This is a genomic window from Thalassospira sp. CA1, from assembly GCF_059052855.1.
The window spans coordinates 60,548-84,401 of record NZ_JBZCIA010000001.1 but is presented as its reverse complement, the minus strand read 5'-3'; the positions used below and the strand labels follow the sequence as shown (position 1 = coordinate 84,401).

General features: G+C 55.7%; 22 protein-coding genes. 14 read left to right on the top strand and 8 right to left on the bottom strand.

Features of this window, described 5'->3' with window-relative positions; genetic code table 11:
• The first annotated feature begins 27 nt into the window (after nucleotides 1-27).
• From trmB to AC5Q5A_RS00320, 13 genes are all read left to right on the top strand, one after another.
• Nucleotides 28-747: a tRNA (guanine(46)-N(7))-methyltransferase TrmB gene (gene trmB, locus AC5Q5A_RS00380; protein WP_493893940.1), complete on the top strand. Its 720-nt coding sequence runs from the start codon at nucleotides 28-30 to the stop codon at nucleotides 745-747.
• A 510-nt stretch (nucleotides 748-1,257) separates the two neighbouring features.
• Nucleotides 1,258-1,758 (top strand): ribosome maturation factor RimP, encoded by a 501-nt coding sequence (rimP, locus tag AC5Q5A_RS00375; protein ID WP_008888869.1) that lies wholly within the window; start codon nucleotides 1,258-1,260, stop codon nucleotides 1,756-1,758.
• A gap of 9 nt (nucleotides 1,759-1,767) precedes the next feature.
• Nucleotides 1,768-3,324, top strand: a complete 1,557-nt coding sequence (nusA, locus tag AC5Q5A_RS00370; protein WP_493893939.1) for a transcription termination factor NusA — start codon at nucleotides 1,768-1,770, stop codon at nucleotides 3,322-3,324.
• 18 nt (nucleotides 3,325-3,342) lie between these two features.
• Nucleotides 3,343-3,933, top strand: a complete 591-nt coding sequence (locus tag AC5Q5A_RS00365; RefSeq protein ID WP_008888871.1) for an RNA-binding protein — start codon at nucleotides 3,343-3,345, stop codon at nucleotides 3,931-3,933.
• Between the two features lie 80 nt (nucleotides 3,934-4,013).
• The gene (infB, locus tag AC5Q5A_RS00360) at nucleotides 4,014-6,680 is read left to right on the top strand and encodes a translation initiation factor IF-2 (protein ID WP_493893938.1); all 2,667 of its coding nucleotides are present in this window, start codon (nucleotides 4,014-4,016) and stop codon (nucleotides 6,678-6,680) included.
• Between the two features lie 17 nt (nucleotides 6,681-6,697).
• Nucleotides 6,698-7,117 carry a 30S ribosome-binding factor RbfA gene (rbfA, locus tag AC5Q5A_RS00355; RefSeq protein ID WP_008888873.1) on the top strand — a complete coding sequence of 140 codons (420 nt, stop codon included), beginning with the start codon at nucleotides 6,698-6,700 and terminating at the stop codon, nucleotides 7,115-7,117.
• The gene (gene truB / locus AC5Q5A_RS00350; RefSeq protein ID WP_064780279.1) at nucleotides 7,117-8,043 is read left to right on the top strand and encodes a tRNA pseudouridine(55) synthase TruB; all 927 of its coding nucleotides are present in this window, start codon (nucleotides 7,117-7,119) and stop codon (nucleotides 8,041-8,043) included. Before rbfA ends, truB begins: the two co-directional genes overlap by 1 nt.
• Nucleotides 8,044-8,060: 17 nt before the next feature.
• Nucleotides 8,061-8,330: a 30S ribosomal protein S15 gene (gene rpsO / locus AC5Q5A_RS00345; RefSeq protein WP_008888875.1), complete on the top strand. Its 270-nt coding sequence runs from the start codon at nucleotides 8,061-8,063 to the stop codon at nucleotides 8,328-8,330.
• A gap of 209 nt (nucleotides 8,331-8,539) precedes the next feature.
• Entirely contained in the window at nucleotides 8,540-10,663 is a 2,124-nt protein-coding gene (gene pnp / locus AC5Q5A_RS00340; RefSeq protein ID WP_064787991.1) for a polyribonucleotide nucleotidyltransferase, read from the top strand.
• A 99-nt stretch (nucleotides 10,664-10,762) separates the two neighbouring features.
• Nucleotides 10,763-12,157, top strand: a complete 1,395-nt coding sequence (locus AC5Q5A_RS00335) for an NAD(P)H-dependent flavin oxidoreductase (RefSeq protein ID WP_493893937.1) — start codon at nucleotides 10,763-10,765, stop codon at nucleotides 12,155-12,157.
• A 189-nt stretch (nucleotides 12,158-12,346) separates the two neighbouring features.
• Entirely contained in the window at nucleotides 12,347-12,787 is a 441-nt protein-coding gene (gene irrA / locus AC5Q5A_RS00330; RefSeq protein ID WP_063086087.1) for an iron response transcriptional regulator IrrA, read from the top strand.
• A gap of 217 nt (nucleotides 12,788-13,004) precedes the next feature.
• On the top strand, nucleotides 13,005-13,439 hold the full coding sequence (locus AC5Q5A_RS00325; RefSeq protein WP_064787992.1) for a rubrerythrin family protein: 435 nt from the start codon (nucleotides 13,005-13,007) through the stop codon (nucleotides 13,437-13,439).
• A gap of 95 nt (nucleotides 13,440-13,534) precedes the next feature.
• Nucleotides 13,535-13,819 carry a YciI family protein gene (locus AC5Q5A_RS00320; RefSeq protein ID WP_493893936.1) on the top strand — a complete coding sequence of 95 codons (285 nt, stop codon included), beginning with the start codon at nucleotides 13,535-13,537 and terminating at the stop codon, nucleotides 13,817-13,819.
• Nucleotides 13,820-13,845: 26 nt separating this feature from the next.
• Here AC5Q5A_RS00320 and eutC read toward each other — a convergent pair whose 3' ends face one another.
• From eutC to AC5Q5A_RS00295, 5 genes are all read right to left on the bottom strand, one after another.
• Nucleotides 13,846-14,619, bottom strand: coding sequence for an ethanolamine ammonia-lyase subunit EutC (eutC, locus tag AC5Q5A_RS00315; protein ID WP_493893935.1), 774 nt, complete (start codon nucleotides 14,617-14,619; stop codon nucleotides 13,846-13,848).
• On the bottom strand, nucleotides 14,620-16,011 hold the full coding sequence (locus AC5Q5A_RS00310) for an ethanolamine ammonia-lyase subunit EutB (protein ID WP_493893934.1): 1,392 nt from the start codon (nucleotides 16,009-16,011) through the stop codon (nucleotides 14,620-14,622).
• Nucleotides 16,012-16,179: 168 nt separating this feature from the next.
• Complete coding sequence (locus AC5Q5A_RS00305) at nucleotides 16,180-17,004, bottom strand: ABC transporter ATP-binding protein (protein WP_008888883.1); 825 nt, start codon at nucleotides 17,002-17,004, stop codon at nucleotides 16,180-16,182.
• Nucleotides 16,998-18,059, bottom strand: coding sequence for a FecCD family ABC transporter permease (locus AC5Q5A_RS00300; RefSeq protein WP_493893933.1), 1,062 nt, complete (start codon nucleotides 18,057-18,059; stop codon nucleotides 16,998-17,000). The genes AC5Q5A_RS00305 and AC5Q5A_RS00300 overlap by 7 nt, the downstream gene beginning before the upstream one ends.
• Nucleotides 18,059-19,189, bottom strand: a complete 1,131-nt coding sequence (locus tag AC5Q5A_RS00295) for an ABC transporter substrate-binding protein (RefSeq protein ID WP_493893932.1) — start codon at nucleotides 19,187-19,189, stop codon at nucleotides 18,059-18,061. The genes AC5Q5A_RS00300 and AC5Q5A_RS00295 overlap by 1 nt, the downstream gene beginning before the upstream one ends.
• Nucleotides 19,190-19,365: 176 nt before the next feature.
• Here AC5Q5A_RS00295 and AC5Q5A_RS00290 point away from each other — a divergent pair, with 176 nt between their 5' ends.
• Nucleotides 19,366-20,160: a class I SAM-dependent methyltransferase gene (locus AC5Q5A_RS00290; RefSeq protein ID WP_493893931.1), complete on the top strand. Its 795-nt coding sequence runs from the start codon at nucleotides 19,366-19,368 to the stop codon at nucleotides 20,158-20,160.
• 20 nt (nucleotides 20,161-20,180) lie between these two features.
• On the opposite strand, the gene AC5Q5A_RS00285 is transcribed toward AC5Q5A_RS00290, so the two are convergent.
• From AC5Q5A_RS00285 to AC5Q5A_RS00275, 3 genes are all read right to left on the bottom strand, one after another.
• The gene (locus tag AC5Q5A_RS00285) at nucleotides 20,181-20,642 is read right to left on the bottom strand and encodes an OsmC family protein (RefSeq protein ID WP_210516063.1); all 462 of its coding nucleotides are present in this window, start codon (nucleotides 20,640-20,642) and stop codon (nucleotides 20,181-20,183) included.
• Between the two features lie 18 nt (nucleotides 20,643-20,660).
• On the bottom strand, nucleotides 20,661-21,269 hold the full coding sequence (locus AC5Q5A_RS00280; protein ID WP_493893930.1) for a GntR family transcriptional regulator: 609 nt from the start codon (nucleotides 21,267-21,269) through the stop codon (nucleotides 20,661-20,663).
• A 65-nt stretch (nucleotides 21,270-21,334) separates the two neighbouring features.
• Entirely contained in the window at nucleotides 21,335-23,686 is a 2,352-nt protein-coding gene (locus AC5Q5A_RS00275; protein WP_493893929.1) for an alpha/beta hydrolase, read from the bottom strand.
• Nucleotides 23,687-23,854 lie beyond the last annotated feature (168 nt).

Sequence of the window (23,854 nt, the reverse complement as noted above, 5' to 3'; positions counted from 1 at the left end):
TTCCGACCCTGATCGACAGAAACGACCATGCGCAACAAAGACCGTCCGCTTCCGACCCCTGATCGCCCGAATTTCTATGGCCGTCGCGGCAGCCGTCCGCTTAAGGATTCTCGCAAGGCCCTTGTGGATGCCATGCTGCCTAAGATCGGGATTACCTATCCCGACGCAGCCGGGGTCGACCCCAGCATTTATTTTGCTGGCAAGCCTAAACAGCTGTGGCTTGAAATCGGCTTTGGCGGTGGGGAGCATCTGGCCGGTCAGGCCGAGGCCAATCCGACGGTGGGGATTATTGGTGCTGAGCCGTTTATGGACGGGGTGGGCAGCCTGCTGCGCCATCTTGATGAGCGTAATCTGACCAATGTGCGCGTGGTGGCCGATGATTCGCGCCCGCTGCTTTATAAGCTGATTGATGCCTGTTTTGATCGGGCCTTTTTGCTGTTTCCCGATCCCTGGCCGAAGAAGCGCCATGCCGAGCGCCGCTTTATCGGGCCCAAGAATCTGGCGCTGCTTGCCCGTCTTCTGAAAGACGGGGCCGAGTTCCGGGTCGCCAGTGACGACATGCAGTATATTTCCTGGACGTTGCAGCACATGCATAACCATCCGGACTTCGAATGGCTGGCCGAAGGTCCGGATGATTGGCGTACGCCGCCAAGCGATTGGGTCAAAACCCGTTATGAGCAAAAGGCGCTGCGTCAGGGCAAGAAGTGCAACTATCTCCGGTTCCGCCGCAAGCCACGTCAGTCCTGATCCTTGCCTGCATTGGATTCTGTCTGACGGGAGTCGGCAGGTTCAGGGCAGAGCTGCGATTCCGGCATGACGGGTTGATCACGGCACCCTGACTTTACTGTTTCATGAAGATAGGCAAAGCATGTTCGTCCCACCGGTTTGGACGTGGATGAGGTATCTATGCGCCCCAAACATGTTTTGTCCGACGTCCTCGAACGAGACAAAAGTCAGGCTGTGCAGGCGTTTGCCGGGTTGGCAGCGCACAGTGTCCGCCGGGCTATGGAGGGTGGGTGCTTTGGTGTCGTCTGTGATGCATGCCCGCGGTTTGCTGTCACGGGCGGAATCCTTAGGTTGAATGGCATCGGCAGCCGGTATCCTGACTTGATTTTTGCGTAAACCGGCTGTATAAGGCCGCCAAGCTTTTTGTAAATTCTGACAAAGAGTGGGCCCTGCGCCCGCTCTTTTGTGCTTTTTGGGGTATGGCATCGCTTTATGGCTGAGCTGATTGGACAACAGTTAAAAGACCCGTTGATGGCGAAAATCGTTGAGATTATCGAGCCGTCAATCAACGCGCTGGGCTTTGAGCTGGTTCGGGTTTCGATGACAGGTCAGGACCATAACATCCTGCAGATCATGGCAGATCGTCCGGGTGCGAAGGGCAGCATCAACGTCGAAGATTGCGCCCAAATCAGCCGTACGGTTTCTGCCCTGATGGATGTCGAGGACCCGATTTCAGGTGCCTATCACCTTGAAGTCAGTTCCCCGGGTATCGACCGCCCGCTGACCCGTGCCGCGCATTTTGACGTGTGGAAGGGATTTGAGGCAAAGGTCGAACTGGTGATGGCCAAGGATGGTCGTCGCCGTTTCAGCGGTGTGCTGGATGGGATTGAAGATAATGCGGTCGCCCTGATTGTAGATGGCGAACGTGTCTTGTTGCCGTTGGCCGATATCGCAAAAGCGAAATTGGTCCTGACAGATGAATTGATCGCGCACGTCACCGGCGACCGCCGGAATGACGATAACGCAGAATAGAGGTTGGATATGGAAGCAACTTCGGGAATGCCGCGGCCGGAACTTTTGCAGGTCGCAGATGCCGTTGCCCGTGAAAAGGGCATTGATCGTGACGAGGTTCTCGGTGCTATGGAGCAGGCCATCCAGAAGGCTGGCCGTTCCAGATATGGTCACGAGCATGACATTCGTGCCCATATCGACCGCAAAACCGGCGAAATCAAACTCGCCCGTTACATCGAAGTCACCGATGAAATCGAAAACGATTTCACCCAGATGTCGCTCGAACAGGCACGTATTCGTGACGAGAACATCAATCTTGGTGAATTCCTGATTGATCCGCTGCCGCCGATTGATTTTGGTCGTATTGCCGCCCAGACCGCGAAACAGGTCATCGTGCAGAAAGTGCGCGACGCAGAACGCGAACGCCAGTACGAGGAATACAAGGACCGTGCCGACGAAGTTATCAACGGCGTCGTCAAGCGTGTCGAGTTTGGCAACGTTCTTGTCGATATCGGTCGTGCCGAAGCCATCCTGCGCCGTGAAGAACTGATCCCGCGTGAGACAGTTCGTCAGGGTGACCGGGTTCGTGCCCTGATCCTTGATGTCCGTCGTGAACAGCGTGGTCCGCAGATCTTCCTGTCGCGTACCCACCCGACCTTCATGGCAAAACTGTTTGCCCAGGAAGTACCGGAAATCTACGACGGGATCATCGAAATCAAATCGGTTGCCCGTGACCCGGGTTCGCGCGCGAAAATTTCGGTTCTGTCTTCGGACAGCTCGATTGACCCGGTCGGTGCCTGCGTTGGTATGCGCGGTTCGCGCGTCCAGGCGGTTGTTGCCGAACTTCAGGGCGAAAAAATCGACATCATCCAGTGGTCGGAAGACCCGGCAACCTTCGTTGTGAACGCTTTGGCCCCGGCCGAAGTCACCAAGGTTGTGATTGATGAAGAAACCAACCGTATCGAAGTCGTCGTTCCGGACGATCAGCTGAGCCTTGCCATTGGCCGTCGTGGTCAGAATGTGCGTCTGGCGTCCCAGCTGACCGGTTGGGATATCGATATTCTGACCGAGGAAGACGAAAGCGAACGTCGTCAGGAAGAAGCACGCAAGCGTGCGGAAATGTTCATCAAGGCGCTTGATGTTGACGAAGTTATCGCCCATCTCCTGGTCGCCGAAGGCTTTACCTCGATCGAGGAAGTCGGTTACGTGCCGCTGGCAGAATTGGCCGAGATCGAAGGTTTCGAAGAAGAAATCGCCGAAGAGCTGCGCAACCGCGCACGTACCTTCCTTGCCGAAGAGGCCGAGCGTCTTCAGAAACGTCGCGAAGAGCTTAAGGTTGCCGATGATCTGGTTGAATTCCCGGGTCTGTCGCTGGCTGTTGTTGTTCGCCTTGGTGAAAACGACGTCAGAAACCTTGAAGATTTCGCGGATCTCGCCAGTGACGAGCTGATCGAATATGTCGGGGATGCCGATTCCATTACCATGGATCAAGCCAACGACATGATCATGGAAGCCCGTCGCAAGCTTGGCTGGTTCGAAGGTCTTGAAGAAGAGACCGAAGAATCCGCGGAAAGCGAAGAGGCCTAAGGCCGATCGGAGGATGCCATGTCGCATCGTAAAGGCGGCAAGGTAGCCGAGGTTCCGGAACGCCGGTGCATTGTCACCGGCGAAGTCCGGCACAAGGAAGATCTTCTCAGGGTTGTGATCGGGCCAGATGGTTCGGTTGTTCCCGACCTTGAGGAACGGCTGCCGGGACGGGGATTATGGTTGTGCCCGTCGCGGGATGTGGTAAATACCGCCTGTGCAAAGAACGCCTTTGCCCGGGCGGCCCGACAAAAAGTCGTGGTCGACACCGCACTTGCAGACCGGATCGAAGAGCTGCTGACGCGCAAATGCATCGATCTGTTGTCGCTGGCGCGGCGTGCAGGACAGGCTGTTGCTGGATTTGAAAAGGCCCGTGCCCAGATTGCCGAGGGCGCAGCCTTAGTATTGGCGGCACGCGATGGTGCCGCAGACGGAAAATCAAAGATCGAGGCCAAGGCCCGGGATCTGCCGATTTATTCCGTTCTGGATGCTGCTGAAATCGGCGCGGCCTTTGGTCGCGAAAAAGCAGTACATGTGGCCGTTGCGCCAGGAGGCCTTGCCAATCGGTTGGGGCGTTCGTGCAAACGGCTTGAAGGATTTCGCGCTGTCTGAGATCAGACGAGCGCCAGACGGACAGGACAGGATCGGCGTATGTGCCCGATCCCGCAGGAAATGAGGAAGTTGAACGGATTATGAGTGATCGCGATCAGGAGAAGAAACCGCTGAGCCTCAACAGATCGAAGCTTGAATTGAGCAAGACGGTCGAGGCAGGGCAGGTTCGTCAAAACTTCTCGCATGGACGGTCAAAATCTGTGACCGTCGAAGTGCGCAAGAAGCGTACCTTCGAAAAGAACGAATCCGGTCGCTTCCGTGAGGTGAAGAAGGATCTCGTTGAAGAACAGTCCCCGGCAGCAGAAAAGCCGGCACCGGAAGCAAAAAAAGAGCCGGTTGAAGAGCCGAAACCGCGTCCGGCGGTTGATGATCATGGCAATCTGACCGACAGCGAACGCGCTGCCCGTATGGCTGCTTTGAAGGCTGCTGAAGAGCGCCGCAAGCAGGACGAGGCGGATGCGGAAATCCGCGCCCGCGAAGAAGCTGCGCGCAAGGCCGCGGAAGAAGCACGCAAGGCAGAAGAAGCCAAGGCTGCTGCCGAAGCCAAACAGGAAGAAGCACCTGCTGCGTCTGAAAACGACTCTCCTTCGGTGGAAGAAGTCGAACAGCGCCTTGCCGCTTCGACGGCAAAAGGCAAGACTTCCAAGCCGAAACCGGCTGCCAAACCGAAGGCCGAAGAAACCGTTATTCAGGGCGAACCGGCAGAGCCGCTGGTCCCCGAAGAACGTCGTCGTTCCGCACCGGCAGATGGCAAATCCAAAAGCCGCAAGGAAATTGACGAGGAAAATGCCCGCGTGGCAGCCCGCAAACGTGCCGAAGAAGAAGCCGGCCGTGCGGCGCGCACCAAGGGTGACGAAGGCCGTCGTCGTGGCAAACTTTCGATCAATAATGCAATGAGCGGTGACGAAGGTGGTCGCCGTCGTTCCATGGCATCGATCAAACGCCAGCAGGCCAAAGCCAAAGCGCGTGCCCAGGGCCCGCAAAAACCGAAGGAAAAAGTCGTGCGTGATGTGGTAATCCCGGACGTTATTACTGTCCAGGAACTGGCCAACCGTATGGCGGAACGTGCCGCAGACGTGATCAAGACCCTGATGAGTCTTGGCGTCATGGCAACGATTAACCAGTCGCTTGATCCGGATACCGCACAGCTCGTGGTCGAAGAATTCGGTCACAACGTCAAACGTGTATCTGATGCCGACGTTGAAGAGTCACTGGTCAGTGTAGATGACAATGACGCGAAGCTCGTTGGCCGTCCGCCGGTCGTGACCGTCATGGGCCACGTTGACCATGGTAAAACCTCGTTGCTTGATGCCCTGCGCTCCACCGATGTTGCCGGTGGCGAGGCTGGCGGTATTACCCAGCATATCGGTGCTTATCAGGTCACCATGGCAACCGGCTCCAAGATCACCTTCATCGATACTCCGGGCCACGCCGCATTTACCGAAATGCGTTCGCGCGGTGCGAAAGTTACCGATATCGTGGTTCTGGTTGTTGCAGCCGATGACTCGGTCATGCCACAGACCATCGAGGCAATCAGCCACGCGAAAGCGGCTGGCGTTCCGATGATTGTTGCCATCAACAAAATCGACAAGCCGGGTGCAAATCCGAGCAAGGTGAAAACCGAACTTCTTCAGCACGAAGTTGTGGTCGAAGAAATGGGTGGTGACGTTCAGGCCGTTGAAGTATCGGCCAAACAGCGCACCGGCCTGACCGAACTTGAAGAAGCCATTCTGCTGCAGTCCGAGGTCCTTGACCTAAAAGCCAACCCGGAACGCGTTGCCGATGGTGTTGTTGTTGAAGCTCGTATGGAAAAAGGCCGCGGTCCGGTTGCGACCGTTCTGGTCCAGCGCGGCACCCTGCGTACCGGTGACATCTTTGTCACGGGTCCGGAATGGGGTCGTGTCCGTGCTCTGATCGATGATCACGGCAACCGTGTCGCAGAAGCCATTCCGGGTATGCCGGTCGAGGTGAATGGTCTCAACGGTGTACCGTCTGCCGGTGATGACTTTGTGGTTGTTGAAAACGAAGCCAAGGCGCGTGAAGTTTCTGACTTCCGTCAGCGCCGTATTCGTGAAACCCAGGCCGCTGCAATGAAGAAATCCGCGCTTGAGAACATGTTCTCGCAGAGCGGTGACCTCAAAGAACTGCCGATCGTCATCAAGGGTGACGTGCAGGGTTCTGTCGAAGCACTTATCGGCACCTTGCAGAAACTTGGTAACGAGGAAGTTTCGGTCCGCGTTCTGCATAGCGGCGTAGGTGGTATCAACGAATCCGACGTCACACTGGCGCGTGCATCCAATGCACTGATCATCGGCTTTAACGTGCGTGCAAACCAGCAGGCCCGTGAACAGTCGCGCCGTGACAACGTTGATATTCGTTACTATTCGATCATTTACGATGTTGCAGATGACATCAAAAAGATGCTGTCGGGCATGCTGTCCCCGGAAGTTCGCGAGAAGTTCCTGGGCTATGCGGAAATCCGCGACGTCTTTACGATTTCCGGCAACAAGATCGCCGGTTGCATGGTCACCGAGGGTATCGTCAAACGTGGCGCAGGCGTCCGCCTGCTGCGCGACAACGTTGTCATTCACTCTGGCGAACTTTCAACGCTCCGTCGCTTCAAGGACGAAGTCAAGGAAGTCCGCGAGGGCTATGAATGTGGTATGTCGTTCGCCAAATATAACGATATCCAGTCGGGCGATGTGATCGAGTGCTTCGAGAACGAGGAAATTGCCGTCGAACTGTAAGACGGTGAGGAACTGAAATGGCGAAGCAACCAGCCAAAGCACCAAGTCAGCGACAGCTCCGCGTGGCGGAAGAAATCCGCCAGGCGCTGTCGCAGGCATTGGAGCGTGGAGACATTTACGATCCGGATCTGACACGGCGCCCGGTAACCATTACGGGTGTCAATCTTTCACCGGATATGCGCAATGCCATGGTATCTTTCACCCCGCTTGGCGGCGGAGAGGCAGAAACGTCGATGAAGGCGTTGATGCGTCAGAAAGGTCACCTGCGCAATCATGTTGCCCACACGGTTCACATGAAATATGTGCCTGCATTGCGATTTGTCGAAGACAAGAGTTTTGATGTCGCTGACCATATTGGTGCCCTGCTGCGCGACCCGCATGTTGCGCAGGATCTTGTGGATGACCGGTCGGGCGACCCGGAAGATGAGGACGACTGATGGCGCGTCGCCGTCGCGGTAAAAGCATTAATGGCTGGCTGGCGGTGGACAAGCCCCTGGAGATCACGTCATCAACCGTGGTCAATCAGGTGCGCCGTCTGCTTGATGCCAACAAGGCCGGACATGGCGGGACACTTGACCCGCTGGCGTCTGGCGTTCTGCCAATTGCCTTTGGCGAAGCAACTAAAACGGTTGCTTATGTCATGGATGGCAGCAAAAGTTATCGCGTGACGTTGAAATTCGGCGAAGCGCGCAGTACGGACGATGCCGAAGGCGAGGTTATCGAAACCTCCGACCATCGTCCGACGGAAGACGAAATCAAGGCTGTGCTGGGTGAATTCATCGGTGAAATCCAGCAGGTGCCGCCAAAGTTTTCGGCGATCAAGGTCAATGGCAAGCGTGCCTATGACCTTGCGCGCCGCGATGAAGATGTGGTGTTGCAGCCACGTCCGATTCTGATCAAGGATCTTCGACTGGTCGACATGCCAGATCGCGATCACGCCGTGTTTGACGTTGTGTCAGGCAAGGGCGCGTATATGCGATCTTTGGCGCGCGATATCGCGCTGCGCCTAGGCACCGTCGGCTATATCGCCGCGCTTCGCCGGACATCGGCGGGGCCGTTTTCGGAAGGGAACGCCATTCCCCTGCAGGAACTGCTGGATATGGACCCGGACGAGGTGATGAAGAAACTGCTTCCGGTTGAGACCGCGCTGGACGACATCCCGGCGCTGGCCCTGACCGAAGTCGAGGCGCAACGCCTTTCCTCTGGCCAGCCTGTCGGGCTGTTGCCGGTGGCAAAGCGCAATGCCCTTGAAAACCCCGTCGTGCAGGACGAAATCGTCTGTGCCATGCTCCATGACCGCGCTGTTGCGTTGGCTGAGATCACTGGTGGCGAAATTCGGCCTGTGCGTGTTTTTAATCTCTAAAGGCGAAAGGATGCCTGATGTCGATTACTGCTGAACGCAAAGCTGAGCTGATCAAAGAATACGGTCAGAAAGACGGTGACACCGGTTCCCCCGAAGTCCAGGTTGCTATCCTGACAGAACGGATCAAGAACCTCACCGAGCACATGAAAGAACATAACCACGACTTCCACAGCCGTCGTGGTCTTCTCATGATGGTTGGTCAGCGTCGTCGTCTGCTGAAGTACCTGCAGCGCAAAGACCAGTCGCGTTACGAGAGCGTCATTGAACGCCTCGGTATTCGCCGCTGATATCGAACTGCGGCGGAGGGTGACCTCCGCCGTCGTTTTTTTATTGTTCCGGCGGATCGGAACACGAGAAGCAGGGTCGGATGGGCCGACCCGATGCTTACGCCGGACCCATTACTCATGGCGCTGTCATGTAAGCCTCATGAGTAATGTGTTCGGAACTCGTGTACACTTTCGGGTCCGCCAGAGGTTTGTAAGAGGAAGAGAAAATAATGTTTAATGTCGTCCGTAAGGAAATGCAGTGGGGCAATGCCAAACTGGTTCTCGAAACCGGTAAAATCGCCCGTCAGGCAGATGGTGCCGTCAAGGTTACCTACGGTGAAACCGTTGTCTTGTGTACTGCTGTTGGCGCCAAACAGCCGCGCCCGGATGTCGACTTTTTCCCGCTGACGGTTAACTACCAGGAAAAAGCGTTTGCCGCTGGCAAAATCCCGGGTGGCTTCTTCAAACGTGAAGGCCGTCCGTCTGAAAAAGAAACCCTTGTTTCGCGTCTGATCGACCGTCCGATCCGTCCGTTGTTCCACCCGCAGTACCGCAACGACACCCAGATCGTTTGTACCGTTCTGTCGCACGACATGGAAAACGATCCGGACGTGGTTGCCATGATCGGTACCTCGGCGGCCCTGACCATTTCCGGTCTGCCGTTCCTTGGCCCGATTGGTGCTGCCCGCGTTGGGTACAAGGATGGTGAATACCTTCTCAACCCGTCGACCGAAGCGGTCAAGGAAAGCGATCTGGATCTGGTTGTTGCCGGTACCCGTGATGGCGTGATGATGGTTGAATCCGAAGCATCCGAGCTGTCCGAAGAAATCATGCTTGGCGCCGTGAAGTTCGGTCACGAACAGTTCCAGGGCGTTCTCGACCTGATCATTGATCTGGCCGAAGAAGCAGCCAAAGAGCCGCGTGACGTTGCAGAACTTCCGGAAGGCTACGACGCACTGGTCGAAAAAATCGCTGCGCTGGGCACCGAAAGCCTGACCGCTGCCTATGCACATGTTGTCAAACAGGAGCGTTCGGCTGCTGTTTCTGCTGCCAAGGCAGACATCGTCGAGAAACTTGGCGATGAAGTTCCCGATGCGCTGAAAGGCAAAGTTTCCTCGATCATCAAGGATCTGGAAAAAGACATCGTTCGCGGTGCGATCCTGAAAACCGGCAAGCGTATCGATGGTCGTACCGGTGCTGACGTTCGTCCGATCATGGGCGAAGTTTCGGTCCTGCCGCGTTCGCACGGCTCTTCGATCTTCACCCGTGGTGAAACCCAGGCACTGGCTGTTGTTACCCTTGGTACCGGTCAGGACGAGCAGATCGTTGACGCGCTGGACGGTGAATACCGTGAAAGCTTCATGCTGCATTACAACTTCCCGCCCTACTCGGTTGGTGAAGCTGGCCGCATGGGTTCGCCGGGCCGTCGTGAGATCGGTCACGGTAAACTGGCATGGCGTGCCCTGCACCCGCTGATGCCGGGCAAGGATGCCTTCCCGTACACCACCCGTATCGTTTCCGAAGTCACCGAATCGAACGGTTCTTCTTCGATGGCAACCGTTTGCGCAAGCTCGCTTGCGATGATGGATGCCGGTGTTCCGTTGGCACGCCCGGTTGCGGGTATCGCCATGGGCCTCATCAAGGAAGCCGAAGATTTCGCAGTTCTGTCAGACATCATGGGTGATGAAGATCACCTTGGTGACATGGACTTCAAGGTTGCTGGTACCGAAAACGGCATTACCTCGCTGCAGATGGATATCAAGATCACCTCGGTAACCCCGGACATCATGCAGATCGCCCTGAAGCAGGCCCGCGATGGTCGTCTGCACATTCTTGGTGAAATGGCCAAAGCCCTTCCGGAAGCACGTGGTGAAGTTTCGGGTAACGCCCCGACCATCACCCAGTTCTCGATCCCGAAAGACAAAATTCGTGATGTCATCGGTTCGGGCGGCAAGGTCATTCGCGAAATCTGCGAAGAGACCGGTGCAAAGGTTGATATTGAAGATGATGGTTCGATCACTGTCGCACATACCGACGGTGCAAAAGGCAAGCAGGCCGTGGATTGGATCAAATCCATCGTTGCGGAACCTGAATTGAATCATATCTATGATGGTAAGGTCGTTAAGGCTGTCGATTTCGGCGCATTCGTGAACTTCTTTGGTGCGCGTGACGGTCTGGTTCACATTTCCGAACTGGCACCTGAGCGTGTCAAACAGGTTTCGGACATCGTGAAAGAAGGCGACCAGGTTAAGGTCAAAGTCATCGGTTTCGATGATCGCGGCAAAATCAAACTGTCGATGAAACGTGTTGACCAGGAAACCGGTGCCGACCTCGACGCAGGCGACGCCGAATAAAACAAACGGGATGCCGGACGACGATAAAAACGCGACGTCGTCCGGCACTCTGCGCGATGCCATAGCATCGCGGGCAAAGGCCGAATGGGAGAGACGAATTTGAAAGCCCTTAAACCGCTCGTCATGTCGGGTAAAGAAGTCTTGCCAGTTATCGAAGGTGGCAAAGGCGTTGCTGTATCGACGGGTAAAAGTTCCGGCGCATGGGCTGCTGCCGGTGGTATCGGGACTTTTTCCGCTGTGAATGCCGATTCTTATGATGAGAACGGCAATCTGGTCCCGATCGAATATGCAGGAAAAACCCGCAGTGACCGCCATCAGGAACTGATTGCCTACGGCATTCGTGGTGGTATTGCACAAGCACAGATCGCACATGAAATGCGGAACGGCGAAGGCCGTCTGCACATGAACGTATTGTGGGAAATGGGCGGTGCCGAACCGATCCTTCACGGCGTTCTTGAAGGTGCCAAAGGCCTGATCCACGGGGTAACCTGTGGTGCCGGTATGCCCTACAAGATTGCTCAGATTTCTGCGCAATACGGCGTTCACTATTATCCGATTGTCTCGTCAGCCCGTGCTTTCCGTGCATTGTGGCTGCGGGCCTATAAAAAGACCCCCGAATGGCTGGGTGGCGTGGTTTACGAAGATCCGTGGCGCGCTGGCGGCCATAATGGTCTGTCGAATTCCGAAGATCCGCTGGTGCCCGAGGATCCGTTCCCGCGTGTTGCAGCCCTTCGTGAATTCATGAATTCCGTTGGTCTGAATGATGTTCCGATCATCATGGCAGGCGGTGTCTGGTTCCTGCGTGATTTCGAAGACTGGATCGACAACCCCGAAGTGGCCCCGGTGGCCTTCCAGTTCGGGACTCGTCCGCTTCTGACCCAGGAAAGCGAGATTTCCGACGAATGGAAACAGCGCCTGACCAGTCTTAGGAATGGTGACGTGTCGCTGCATAAATTCAGCCCGACTGGCTTCTATAGCTCGGCTGTGCGCAATGCGTTCCTTGAAGATCTGCATCAGCGTTCTGATCGTCAGGTACGCTATTCGCGTACCGCCGAGGCGGATCTGCATGTCGGTATTCCGCTGGGCCGTCGTGGCCGTCCGATCTATGTGCGTGAAGACGATGCCGACAAGGTCAAGGCTTGGCTTGAAGCCGGGTATACCGAAGGCATGCCGACCCCGGATGACACCATGGTGTTTGTCACCCCGGAAAGCGCACTGACGATCAAGAAAGATCAGATCGACTGCATGGGTTGCCTGTCACAGTGCCAGTTCTCCAACTGGGAACAGCATGAAGGCACCACTGGCAAGCGTGCAGACCCGCGTTCCTTCTGTATCCAGAAGACGCTCCAGAGCATTGCCCATGGCGCCAAAGTCGAAAATGAACTGATGTTTGCCGGTCACAATGCCTACAAGTTTGGCGAAGACCCGTTCTACGCCAACGGCAATATTCCGACTGTGAAGGAACTGGTCGACCGCATCATGACGGGCGACTGATCCTGACATCAGACCAAATAAAAAAGGGCCGGTTTTTACCGGCCCTTTTTGTTTGTATTTCGCAGTATTTCATCCCGCGATTATAGTTGATCAAAATCAAAGAACAACGCGTCCGGGTTCTTTAGTCTGTCCCCAGCATTCATTAGGGCCATCATGATTTTGGCCCGACCACGACAAAGGGGCAAAGCTATGGGACATACATCGCGTCCATATACCAACGCGCTTAACCGGCTCAAGGATGCCAATCTGCGTCCGACGCGTCAGCGTCTGGCACTGGCACGTTTGCTGTTTGATGACGGCCATCGTCATGTCACAGCAGAACAGCTGCATTCCGAAGCCATGAGCAACAATATCAAGGTATCGCTGGCAACGGTTTACAACACGCTGCACCAGTTCACTGATGCGCGCCTTCTCAATGAAATCGTGATTGATTCGGGTCGGTCCTATTTCGATACCAACACCGAACCGCATTACCATTTCTATTGCGAAGAAGACGGCATGCTGTCTGACATCCCGGCCGGTGACGTCAAGATCGCCAACATTCCGAACATGCCCAACGGCACGGAACTGGCATCGGTTGATCTGGTATTCCGACTGCGTCGCAACCAGGCGGCGAAGGACGCAGCCTAAGACATCTCGCAGCCGTTATTTGCGCAGCCTTGCGCAGGTGACAGGCAGATGAAATCTGACACCTGATCAGTGCAATTGCCCCTGCTCTGCTTGACGGTGGCGGATTTCACGACACATAAAGGGCGGCAAGACCACTTGGTTTTGTCGCCTTAATTTTTGCGACTTTGGCTCATACAACAACGCTGTATTGGGCGAACAATAACAAGGAACAGCGCACATGGCGCTTAAGGGAACACGTACCGAGGCAAACCTGCGCGCGGCCTTTGCCGCCGAGGCACAAACCAATCGTCGTTATCTTTACTTTGCCCAGCAGGCCGACATCGAAGGCTATACCGAGGCAGCCGAGCTGTTTCGCACCGCGGCCGAGGCCGAAACTGGCCATGCATTCGGTCATCTGGAATTTCTTGAAACGGCTGGCGATCCGTTGACTGGCAAAGAACTGGGCACCACCCGCCTGAACCTTGAAGCGGCGATCGCACAGGAAAAGGACGAGGCCGAAACGGCTTATCCCGAAATGGCCCGCATCGCGCGTGAAGAGGGCCTAGAAGATATCGCTGCATGGTTTGAAAGCCTGGCACGGGTCGAGGCCGCCCATGCAGATCGCATCGAACGTCTTCTTACCCGGATGGGGAGCAAAACCGACGGTGCATAAAGCTGCTTGATCGCCAAAATGTGATTTGTGATCAGCAACGAAACGCCGGATTGTGCGCAACCTCAACCCTTCGAATCTAAAAGGAAAAATCAGCAATGTTTGTTGTCTCGCTGACCTACAAGGTTCCGCTTGAACAGGTCGATGCGCATATCGAGGACCATATCGCGTGGCTAAAGCAGGCCTATGCCAAGGGCATGTTTCTGGCATCTGGGCGCAAGATACCGCGCGATGGCGGCGTGATCCTTGCCAAGGGTGATCGTGCTGCACTGGAAGATGAACTGACCCGCGATCCGTTCCATCAACATGATCTGGCCGATTACCATATCACCGAGTTTGATCCAGTGATGGTGGCAGAGGGACTTGAGGCGCTAGAGGTCTAGGCGCGTTTGCTGCCAAGACCCATGTTCTACCTATCGATTAGCTCGGGATTGGATGAGTTGTCCTTAAGCGCCACACCCGACAGACCCATCTTGCGCGATTCGACCATCAGATAAGCGATCTTTTTCGCGGCCTTTTCCGGGTTTAAGCCCGCCGGACGGATGTTGGAAACACAGTTGCGATCGGCGTTAGATCGCCCGCGCCTTGGCCCCCAGGTCAGATAGCAGCCAAGCGAATCCGCGCTCGAAAGCCCCGGGCGTTCACCGATCAGCATCACGGTCAGCTTGGCGCCCAACGCAGCACCGATTTCATCACCCAGTCCGACACGTGACTGGGTGGCCAGTGTGATCGGCGCGACCGACCAGCTTTCCCCCAAGTGATCAAGGATCAGCTTCAAGGTATTGGCCGCATGGTCATGGGTGGCGCGGGCAGACAAGCCATCAGCCAGAATGAACGCAACATCATAATCCCCGGCGTGCTTGCCAAGTGCTGCAACAGAGTCTTCGTCCAGCAACCGGCCAAGATCGGGTCGCTGCAAATAGGTCGGTCGATCTGATGCTGCGGAATGGATATCAAGGATTGCGTGATCCAGCCCATCAAGCTGGTCGCGCACGGTGTTGGGTTCAAAGGCCATATGCACCGAATCCCGGGCGCGTGCATGCGCCATTTGGAATTCAAGCAGCCGTTCGGTCGGCAACCCGTCGCCCACCCGGCCAAGGCCGATACGGGCATCGGTATGGGCACGAAGCGTATTCCAGGGATCAAGGCCGCTCGGGATTTTCTTGTTGGTCAGATTGCTCATTTAAGCGGCCCCCGACCATGCCAGAAGGTTTTGCGCTGCCTGCCCGTCAAGTTGCGGACGGGTTCGGCCATGCTGATCAAGGATTTCCATCTTGCGCAGCCAGGCGGCAAATTCCGGGGCCGGTTGCAGACCCAGCACCGAACGCAGATACATCGCATCATGGAAGCTTGTGCTTTGGTAATTGAGCATGATGTCATCCGCGCCCGGGACGCCAATGACGAAGTTACAGCCAGAAACCCCCAGAAGGGTCAACAGGTTGTCCATGTCATCCTGATCGGCCTCGGCATGGTTGGTATAGCAAACATCGCATCCCATCGGCACGCCAAGCAACTTTCCACAAAAATGGTCCTCAAGCCCGGCGCGGGTGATCTGTTTGCCGTCAAACAGATATTCCGGGCCGATGAAGCCGACCACCGTATTGACCAGAAGCGGCGAATATTTGCGCGCGACTGCATAGGCACGCGCCTCGACAGTTTGCTGATCAATGCCTTCGTGGGCATCGGCCGAAAGCGCGGCACCCTGCCCAGTTTCAAAATACATCACATTGTTGCCGACCGTGCCGCGCTTAAGCCCCTTGGCGGCGTCTTCGGCCTCGGCCAGCATGGCTTGGGTGATGCCAAAGCTTTCATTGGCCTTTTGTGTACCGGCGATGGATTGGAACACCAGATCAACCGGGGCATTGCGCGCCATCACATCAATTGCCGTTGTGACATGGGCCAAAACGCACGACTGGGTCGGGATGTCGATCCTTTCACGGACCTCGTCGATGAGTTTAAGAAGTTCGATCATGGCTTCGGGGCTGTCGGTGGCCGGGTTGATGCCAATCACCGCATCGCCGCTGCCATGCATCAGACCATCAAGGATCGAAGCCGCAACACCGGCAGGATCATCGGTCGGATGATTGGGTTGCAGGCGCACCGAAAGATGGCCGGGCAGCCCGATCGTATTGCGAAAGGCCGTCACCACATGGCATTTCTTGGCAACCGCGATCAGGTCCTGATTACGCATCAGTTTTGACACCGCCGCGACCATTTCGGGCGTCAGGCCGGGTGCCAGATGTTTAAGTGCTTCGGGGGTGGCGTCATCGGTCAGAAGCCAGTTTCGAAAATCGCCGACGGTCATCGAGGATACCGGTGCAAAGGCATCTGCATCATGATCATCAATGATCATGCGGGTGACGTCGTCATCCTCGTAAGGGACCAGTGCCTCGCTCAGAAACTGTATAAGCGGCACATCGGCCAGCGCAAAGCGCGCCGCCACCCGTTCTTCATCCGAGCTTGCCGCAAGCCCGGCCAGCAAATCGCCGGACCGAAGCGGGCTTGCCTTTGCCAACAGGGTTTTCAGATCGGGAAAGGTAAAGCGTTCAAAACTGAATGGCGCGCCGGTCTGCAAGTTCTGCCTCCTGAAGCATGAAAGACATCGCCAGGGATTTTTGCACCTGTCCGCAAAGGAAAACAGCGCCAAACATGACGCTGTTGCGATGCATGATCATCATTTGTCCATGGAACCAGAAAATGCCTCAAATGCAAAGTTTTTAATCACAGGGAAAGGCGCGCCTTTCTATTGTGCAGCCTGTGCGACCTCCGTCAGGGTCTTGCGGGCCGTGGCCGTGTTGTGCCGACTGTTGGTTTCATCACTCGGGCCGCGCAGGACGATATGCGGATGGCCAAGCGAATTGAGTTCAACATGGCCATCAACCTGATAGACATCGCGCAGAAGGTCGCTGTCGATGACATCAGAACACGGACCGAATGCGACCATCTTGCCATTGCGGATGGCCATGGCCTGATCGCAATATTGCAGGGCGTGGTTGAGGTCGTGAATGGCGATCAGGACGATGATGTTTTGGCCCTTGGCGACATCACGCATAAAGGACAGGACTTCCATCTGGCGATGTAGATCAAGGGCTGATGTCGGTTCATCCATCAAAAGGATTTTCGGATCACGCACCAACGTCTGGGCAATGGCGACCAACTGGCGTTGCCCGCCGCTAAGTTCACCCAAGTTACGCGCGGCGAGATCGCCAATACGAAGGGCGGCCAGAATATCATCAATACGTGCCAGTTCATCTGCCCGCACGCGCAGGCTTGATCCCTGCTTGGCGGCCAGAATAATCGATTCATAGACCGACAGCACCGCGGTTGAGCCAGTATCCTGAGGCATATAACAAATCGTATTGCGTTCCTTGCGGTGTGATCCGAGGTCAACAATACCATCGCCCTTTGCAAGGCCGGCCACGCGGCGAAACAGGCTGGATTTTCCGGCCGCATTCGGACCGATGACGGCAGTGACAGTGCCAGGCTGGATGGTCGGGGTGGTAACATCAGATACCACCTGCACCTTGCCATAACGGGTTCCGATATTTTCGAGACGCAACGTTACCATGATTTCCTCCGACTTGCGAAAATCAGCGAGAAGAAGAAGGGTACACCGACAAGGGCGGTAATCACCCCGATGGGCAGGATGGCGCCCGGGATGAGCAGCTTTGACAACACGGACGTTGCCGACAGGATCAGGGCACCACACAGGATCGATGCCGGCAGGAAGAAGCGTTGATCTTCACCCACCAGCATGCGGGCAATATGTGGCCCGACAAGTCCGATGAAGCCGATGGTGCCGACAAAGGAAACCGGAATGGCGGCCAGAAGGCTTACAATGAGCATGGTGCGCAGACGAAGCCCCTGCACATTCACCCCAAAGCTTTCCGCCTTGGCATCACCCAGACGAAGGGCGGTCAATGCCCATGCCTGACGGGCAAACAGCGGAATGGCGATAACGACAGCAATGGCGGTTACCGCCACCTTTGTCCAGGTCGCCTTGACCAGTGACCCCATCGTCCAGAAGACAACGGCCGCAAGGGCCTGTTCACTTGCCAGATACTGCAAAAGGGCCAAAAGCGCATTGAAGGTAAAGACCAGCGCAATGCCAAGCAACACGATGGTTTCAACCGTCACGCCACGCATGCGGCTGAAGAAATGAATGATCAGGGCCGTGCCCATCGCCATGATGAAGGCATTGAGCGGAATGATGAATTCAACAAAGGCCGGTAGAAGGGCGACCCCCAGTACAAGCGCCAGCGCCGCGCCAAACCCGGCGGCGGCTGAAATGCCCAACGTAAACGGGCTAGCCAGCGGGTTGGCAAGGATGGTCTGCATCTGCGCGCCAGCGGTCGACAGCGCCGCGCCCACGGTCAGCGCCATGAGTGCGACCGGCATGCGGATATCCCAGATCACCACACGCAACTGATCAGTCGCCGAGGATGGATCAAGCAGGGTGGCGATCACATCGGATAGTGGATAGTTCGCCGGGCCCGTTGCCAGATCGATGGCAAATGAAAGAAATAATGCGCCCGCCATTGCAAGCAGGAGCATGAAACGACGCAGGGAGCGTGCCTTGTAATGCACGCTCCCGGCTTCGACACTGAGTTGGTTGGTCGTCATTAGTTTGTGGCTGTATCACTGATCGAGATGAAGTAGCCCGGCTGGTAATCCAGCGGCAGGAAGCGTTCGTGCAGTTCCTTGAAGGTTGCTTCCGGATCGATATCGGCAAAGAGGTCCGGGTGGAACCATTTCGCCATTTGTTCGATCACTACGAACTGGTACGGACTGTTATAGAACTGGTGCCAGACAGCGTGAATTTCGCCGTTCTCGACCGCCTTGATGCCGGTGAAGGCCGGGCGTTCCATCAAGCCAACCAGTTTGCGGCGTGCTTCAACCATATCGGCATCCGGTCCAAGACCGACCCACGCACCACCCGGGGAATAGGCTTCCCAGCTGGCACCGGTGCCAACGAACTGATCGGGGTTGGAGGCCACAACCTGTTCCGGGTTGATCGTGCCAAAGGTGCCCGGGATGATGGATGCTGCGATGTTCACGCCGCCAGCCATTTCGACCATCGTGCCGAAGTTCTCGTTGCCAAACGACATGCAGCATTCATCGGAATAACCCGCAGCACGTTCAATGAAGACCTGCGGTTTTTCCGGATTTGCCTTGGCAATGCGATCGGTCACGTTCTTGATGCTGTCAGAACGGAACTTGATGAATTCGGCCGCACGATCTTCCTTGCCGGTGAGTTGGCCAAGGATCTTCATGCTGGTCTCGGTGTTTTTCATCGGCGCTTCGCGAAAGTCGATATAGACCAGCGGAATACCAACAGCAGCGAGTTTTTCATCAAAACCGCCGTCTTCGGTCGCAGCCTTGGCTTCAAGGTTCATGATCACGACGTCCGGATTAACCGAAATGGCCTGTTCGATGTCGAATGTGCCGTCTTTAATGCCGCCAAAGGTCGGAATGTCGTCAATGCGCGGGTATTTCGCAGCATAGATGTCGTAGGTCTGCGGATCAGCCTTCTTCAGGTCATCGCGCCAGCCGACAACACGCTGGAACGGGTCTTCACTGTCGAGCGTCGCCAGACCATAGATCAGGCGGCCTTCGCCCAGAATGACCTTCTGCACTGGTACTTCGACTGTAACTTCACGTCCGGTAACATCGGTCACCGTGACCGATTCTGCTGCCTGTGCGGTGCCTGCGACCAGCATGGTCAGAGCAGCAAATACACCCAAAAATTTCATTCCCGTTCCCTCAGATTAGGATTGCCTGTCGAGCGATTTATCAGTTATTGAGAATGAAAATCAATCTTTTTCGCAATGATAATGCAAATCATTTTTTTAGTGATTGCGCAATTATCGCTGTGAGATTTAACTAGCCCGCAGAAATCCGGGTATTCCGCCAAGAGAGCATCAAGACCATGAATCAGGCCAGCAACTTCAACCTGCGCGAAGAGATCAAGGAATATTGGTCAATGCGTGCAGCCACATTTGACGAGCAACCCGGCCACGAGATTTTCTCAGAAGCCGAACGCAGCGCGTGGCATACCTTGTTTGAACGTCATTTCGGCAAGGGTGACGGACGCAAGGCGCTTGATCTGGCAAGTGGCACCGGGGTTATCAGCCATCTGATGCATGATCTTGGATTTAACGTGACCGGCATGGACTGGTCGGAGGCAATGCTTGAAAAGGCGCGCGCCAAATCAAGGCAACGCGGATCAAAAATCACCTTCCTGCTGGGTGATGCGGAAAATACCCTTGAGGCAGATAACAGTTATGACGTGATCGTCACCCGTCATCTGGTCTGGACGCTGGTTGATCCGGCTGTGGCCTTTGCCGAATGGTTCCGTGTACTGAAACCCGGTGGGAAGCTTCTGGTGGTTGATGGTGATTTTGTCTCCCCGACCTGGGCGACGAAATTCAACAAGGCGATGGCTGGTTTCCTTGAAACCCTTGGTTTGCGAAAACCGGTCGAGGCGATTGCACAGATGCAGACCCATCAAGATATTCTGGCCCGCGTGCATTTTTCAAACGGGGCACGGGCAGATGCTGTTGAGGCAATGCTGCGCCAAACCGGGTTCGATCCGATTGCGGTGGATTTCGATCTGAAACGCATTCACAGCGCGCAGAAAAAACACATCAGCTTCGCCAAGGGCTTGGAACGCGGTGCACAGCATCGCTATGCCATCTGCGCGCAGAAACCGTTGGAAGCTTAGGATGTTTACAAAACTTGGGTTTAGCGGACCGGCTCGGTCACGACCTCGGTCTTGACCGAATTGGCCAAAAAACAAGCTTCGTGGGCGCGGTGATGCAGCTCATCCTCAAGCGCAACATCTGGTGCGGTGCCACCATAGGTGACCTTTGGCTTCAAGGTGACCTTGGTGATCATGGTCTTGCGATCCATCGTTTCCATGATGCCGCTGGCGTCATCGACATAGGCATCAATCAAAAGCCCGGCATCGGATGCGAAATGCAGGAAAAACAGCATGTGGCAGCTTGAAAGCGCTGCGACAAAGGCTTCTTCCGGGTCGACATTTTCTGCCAAGGAATACGGCAGGGGCACCACATGCGGGGATGAAGATGCCGGAACTTCGACCCCGCCATCAAAGCGCCAGACATGACCACGCGAATAGCGGCGATCGGTGAAAACCTCGCTTTCCTTGCGCTTCCAGGTGACTTCTGCGCCAAAACTGCTCATGGTGGGGCTCCTTGGTCTTCAGGACTTATCAATCGGGATCAGGGTTCCGGCCGTGACGCCGATATGGGTGGTCAAAACCTTACGCGCAGTCGCAATGTCCCAGGCCTCAAGGGCGGCGAGGATTTGCTGATGTTCTTCATAAAACGCGCTTCGCGGTCGTGACCCCTTGGGTTGCAGGGCGTAGGCACGTTTGGCCTCTCCGCGAAATCCATCGATCATCGACAGCAACCTTTGATTGCCGCATGCGCCATACAGGGTCGCGTGGAATTCCTGATCAAGCGCTGCCAGCATGTCCGGATCTTCTTCTTCAAACAGATCTTCGTTCAGGCGACGCGCCTTACGCAGTGCTGATGGGCTCAGGTTAGGTGCAGACAGCTCAAGTGCGCTGACCTCAAGCGAAATGCGAATCTGACAAAGCTCCTGCACGTCTTTGCTGCGCAGTCCAGTGACGGCAAGACTTCTATCCGGGCGTTTTTCGAGCAAACCGGATTCGTGAAGCCGTTCAAGGGCGTGGCGAATCGGCTGGCGACTTACGCCAAAGCGCGCGGCGAGATTCTCCTGCTTAAGCACCGTGCCGGGGGGCAAGCTGCCAGCTTCGATCTCTTCGCGAAGTGCTGTTGTGATCAAGTTTGTATCCATGGATCCAAACTATGATGCGTCAGATTTTTCGTCAAGAAAAACAGACGGCAGTATCACTCTGCGGGGATGGCTTCTGTATGAGCGTCCTGCAGGCCGCAGTGGCTTAGCACAAAGGCGATAATCCGGTCATGTGCGCCGTCGATGTCTTCGTTAACGATGCCGTGACGATCGGATTTCAGCATCTGGACATCAATGTCGCTGGCGTTGGTTGCCAGACGCCGGATCATGGTTGCGCTGGCCGGATCGACAACCTTGTCGCCATCGCCCTGCAGGATCAGGGTTGGGCAATCGAGATCCGGCAGGCGCCGCTGCATCTCGGCCACGGTCTGGCGCAATTGATGCAGTCCGCCGATCGGAATGTTGCGATAATTGATCTCGGGATGCTCGGACTCGTTGGGCCGGAAACTGAGCAGTTCCTGCGCGGATGGCATCCATCCCATCAGTTTGTTGGCACCATAAAGCAGTGGGACAAACATCAGATTTCGATTGCGGAATTTAAGCGGCGTTCCGGCAAGGACAAGTGCCCGCAGTTTTTCAGGGTGATCAGCGGCATGAATGACTGATAGCGCCCCGCCGGTTGAAAATCCGACAATGATCACCTGATCGCAAAACGGGGCCAGGATTTCATAGCCGCGCCGGACCGATGCCAGCCAATCGGGCCATTTGCGTTTTTGCAACTCATGGGGTGATGTGCCGTGCCCGGCAAGACGAACCCCCATCACCGCATGACCCATGGCAGCAAATTTTTCGCCCAGTTCGCGAAGCTCCGCCGGGGATGCCAAAAAGCCATGCACAAGCAACACGCCACAGGTAAACTGCTTTTGTCCGTTGGGCAGTAGCAAATAGGGGCGGCTGTCAGCCGTTGCGGTTTCCTGGGCGTTGATTGCGTCATATTTCGGTTTCTGGAACTTGGTGTGGTTCCACTGCCAAGCCAGAATTTCATCATCAAAACGGCGATGGGCAATATCGGTCGGGCTCAGGTGGTCGACCTCGATCCGCGCGCGTTCAAGGGCCTGCCAAGCGGCATGGATCGGGGCCATTTCGTTGGCATAGACCATGATGGGGTTGTCCATGCGGATCTGATCAAACGTCGCCTCCGCCTGTAATTTTGGCAGGAAGCAATATTTCTGATCGCGACGTTCAATCAGGCCAAGCTGAACTGCACTGTCGATAAAGAAGCGGATTTGCGGACAATTGAGCTCAAAAATACCGACATAGTCCGCCGGATTGCGCATGCCGCGATGAAGATGGACATTCTCGGCCTGCTGGATGTTCTTGATCGCCAGATAAAGGGTTCTGTCAAAGTGGCTTATATCAACTTCGGTTACGCCATCCTCAAGCCACATCATGATCAGGCGCGATGCCAGGTGGCTGACATTGATCGTCAGATTGGAATACATCACCGACATGCAATGATCGCGCAGCGGCTTGATATGCCGGGTGATGGCAAATTGCGGGACGCGTTCGGTGATTTTTTCAAGGGTCTTGGCCGGCTTGAACAGATCATCAATGCAGGTGGCCTGCTCAACCCGCTTGGCAAGCAGCCTGCGGTCCAGCCAATTAAACTGATCGCGCGGATTGACCGGATCGCCCAACCGGATGTCCATATCGGTCTTCTTGAACATCAGATTGCCTTCGATGATCATTTCCTCGGCCATTTTGGGGCTCAGCCCGCCGGTAAACATGTCAGCCGCCCGCGCCAGAAGGTTCTGATCAAAGCGCAGCGGATGGAAGGTAATGTTGGCCGGAAACATCAAGGTCGGCTTGGCAAGGCTCGCGCGCAGGTCATCTTCACTGCGTTCCAGAAGGTCGGCCCAACGGTTGAGTTCGTCGGTCTTGCCCCGATCAATCAGGGTGGATAGGCCGATCTTGAAGCCATCAATGCAAAGCCCAAGCAAGGCTGCACCGGTATGGTGGGCGCGCCTGGTATCTGCAGATCTGGAATAGACGCTGTAATCAGGGCGTTTGGGGTGTGGCCGTATATCGGTCAGAACCCGGCGATCCTTGACCATGCCGCCTTCGGGAAAGACAACCACCTTGCCACCCCGCAGGACTTCCTCGGCCAGAAACGGCAACAGGCGCTCATAGTTATTGGGAACCCCGCCAAGCGCCCGGAGATAGCGTGAAAAGGTATTGTCCTGGACAAAAAACTCGCCCGATGCGATCGACCGGCAATAGACCCCGGTTTCAAGCGCGATCAGGTATTGCGGGATAAATGTTTCAAACCGGGCGAAGTGATTGAACATGAAAATGTCGCCCTGCGACAGATGGTCGCGCGGCCCGTGCATCTTGATATTGATGTCGATATTGGCCCGCAAAGCCGTCATCGCGCGAAGGGTCCATTCGCAGGTCTTCGGATTGATGGCGAACTTTTCACGTTCGATATCGCGGAATGTCTGAACCATGCGTGGAAATATCCCGGCCGGAGGTCTAACCCAGTATAAGGCGTTGGTTTCTTGGACGATTTTATCAGTTTTTTATAACGTGTCGGTTAAGATAGATATGTGTTGCAATCCCCGGTTTTGGAAGGCGTGCAATCTTCGATTTGTCACGAATTGGTGTCAGAACGGCAC

What these genes read in the sequence shown, in the direction of transcription:
- trmB (WP_493893940.1), top strand. Translation starts at nt 28, where the DNA reads ATGCGCAACAAAGACCGTCCGCTTCCGACCCCTGATCGCCCGAATTTC.
- rimP (WP_008888869.1), top strand. Translation starts at nt 1,258, where the DNA reads ATGGCGAAAATCGTTGAGATTATCGAGCCGTCAATCAACGCGCTGGGC.
- nusA (WP_493893939.1), top strand. Translation starts at nt 1,768, where the DNA reads ATGGAAGCAACTTCGGGAATGCCGCGGCCGGAACTTTTGCAGGTCGCA.
- AC5Q5A_RS00365 (WP_008888871.1), top strand. Translation starts at nt 3,343, where the DNA reads ATGTCGCATCGTAAAGGCGGCAAGGTAGCCGAGGTTCCGGAACGCCGG.
- infB (WP_493893938.1), top strand. Translation starts at nt 4,014, where the DNA reads ATGAGTGATCGCGATCAGGAGAAGAAACCGCTGAGCCTCAACAGATCG.
- rbfA (WP_008888873.1), top strand. Translation starts at nt 6,698, where the DNA reads ATGGCGAAGCAACCAGCCAAAGCACCAAGTCAGCGACAGCTCCGCGTG.
- truB (WP_064780279.1), top strand. Translation starts at nt 7,117, where the DNA reads ATGGCGCGTCGCCGTCGCGGTAAAAGCATTAATGGCTGGCTGGCGGTG.
- rpsO (WP_008888875.1), top strand. Translation starts at nt 8,061, where the DNA reads ATGTCGATTACTGCTGAACGCAAAGCTGAGCTGATCAAAGAATACGGT.
- pnp (WP_064787991.1), top strand. Translation starts at nt 8,540, where the DNA reads ATGTTTAATGTCGTCCGTAAGGAAATGCAGTGGGGCAATGCCAAACTG.
- irrA (WP_063086087.1), top strand. Translation starts at nt 12,347, where the DNA reads ATGGGACATACATCGCGTCCATATACCAACGCGCTTAACCGGCTCAAG.
- AC5Q5A_RS00325 (WP_064787992.1), top strand. Translation starts at nt 13,005, where the DNA reads ATGGCGCTTAAGGGAACACGTACCGAGGCAAACCTGCGCGCGGCCTTT.
- AC5Q5A_RS00320 (WP_493893936.1), top strand. Translation starts at nt 13,535, where the DNA reads ATGTTTGTTGTCTCGCTGACCTACAAGGTTCCGCTTGAACAGGTCGAT.
- eutC (WP_493893935.1), bottom strand. Translation starts at nt 14,619, where the DNA reads ATGAGCAATCTGACCAACAAGAAAATCCCGAGCGGCCTTGATCCCTGG.
- AC5Q5A_RS00305 (WP_008888883.1), bottom strand. Translation starts at nt 17,004, where the DNA reads ATGGTAACGTTGCGTCTCGAAAATATCGGAACCCGTTATGGCAAGGTG.
- AC5Q5A_RS00300 (WP_493893933.1), bottom strand. Translation starts at nt 18,059, where the DNA reads ATGACGACCAACCAACTCAGTGTCGAAGCCGGGAGCGTGCATTACAAG.
- AC5Q5A_RS00295 (WP_493893932.1), bottom strand. Translation starts at nt 19,189, where the DNA reads ATGAAATTTTTGGGTGTATTTGCTGCTCTGACCATGCTGGTCGCAGGC.
- AC5Q5A_RS00290 (WP_493893931.1), top strand. Translation starts at nt 19,366, where the DNA reads ATGAATCAGGCCAGCAACTTCAACCTGCGCGAAGAGATCAAGGAATAT.
- AC5Q5A_RS00285 (WP_210516063.1), bottom strand. Translation starts at nt 20,642, where the DNA reads ATGAGCAGTTTTGGCGCAGAAGTCACCTGGAAGCGCAAGGAAAGCGAG.
- AC5Q5A_RS00275 (WP_493893929.1), bottom strand. Translation starts at nt 23,686, where the DNA reads ATGGTTCAGACATTCCGCGATATCGAACGTGAAAAGTTCGCCATCAAT.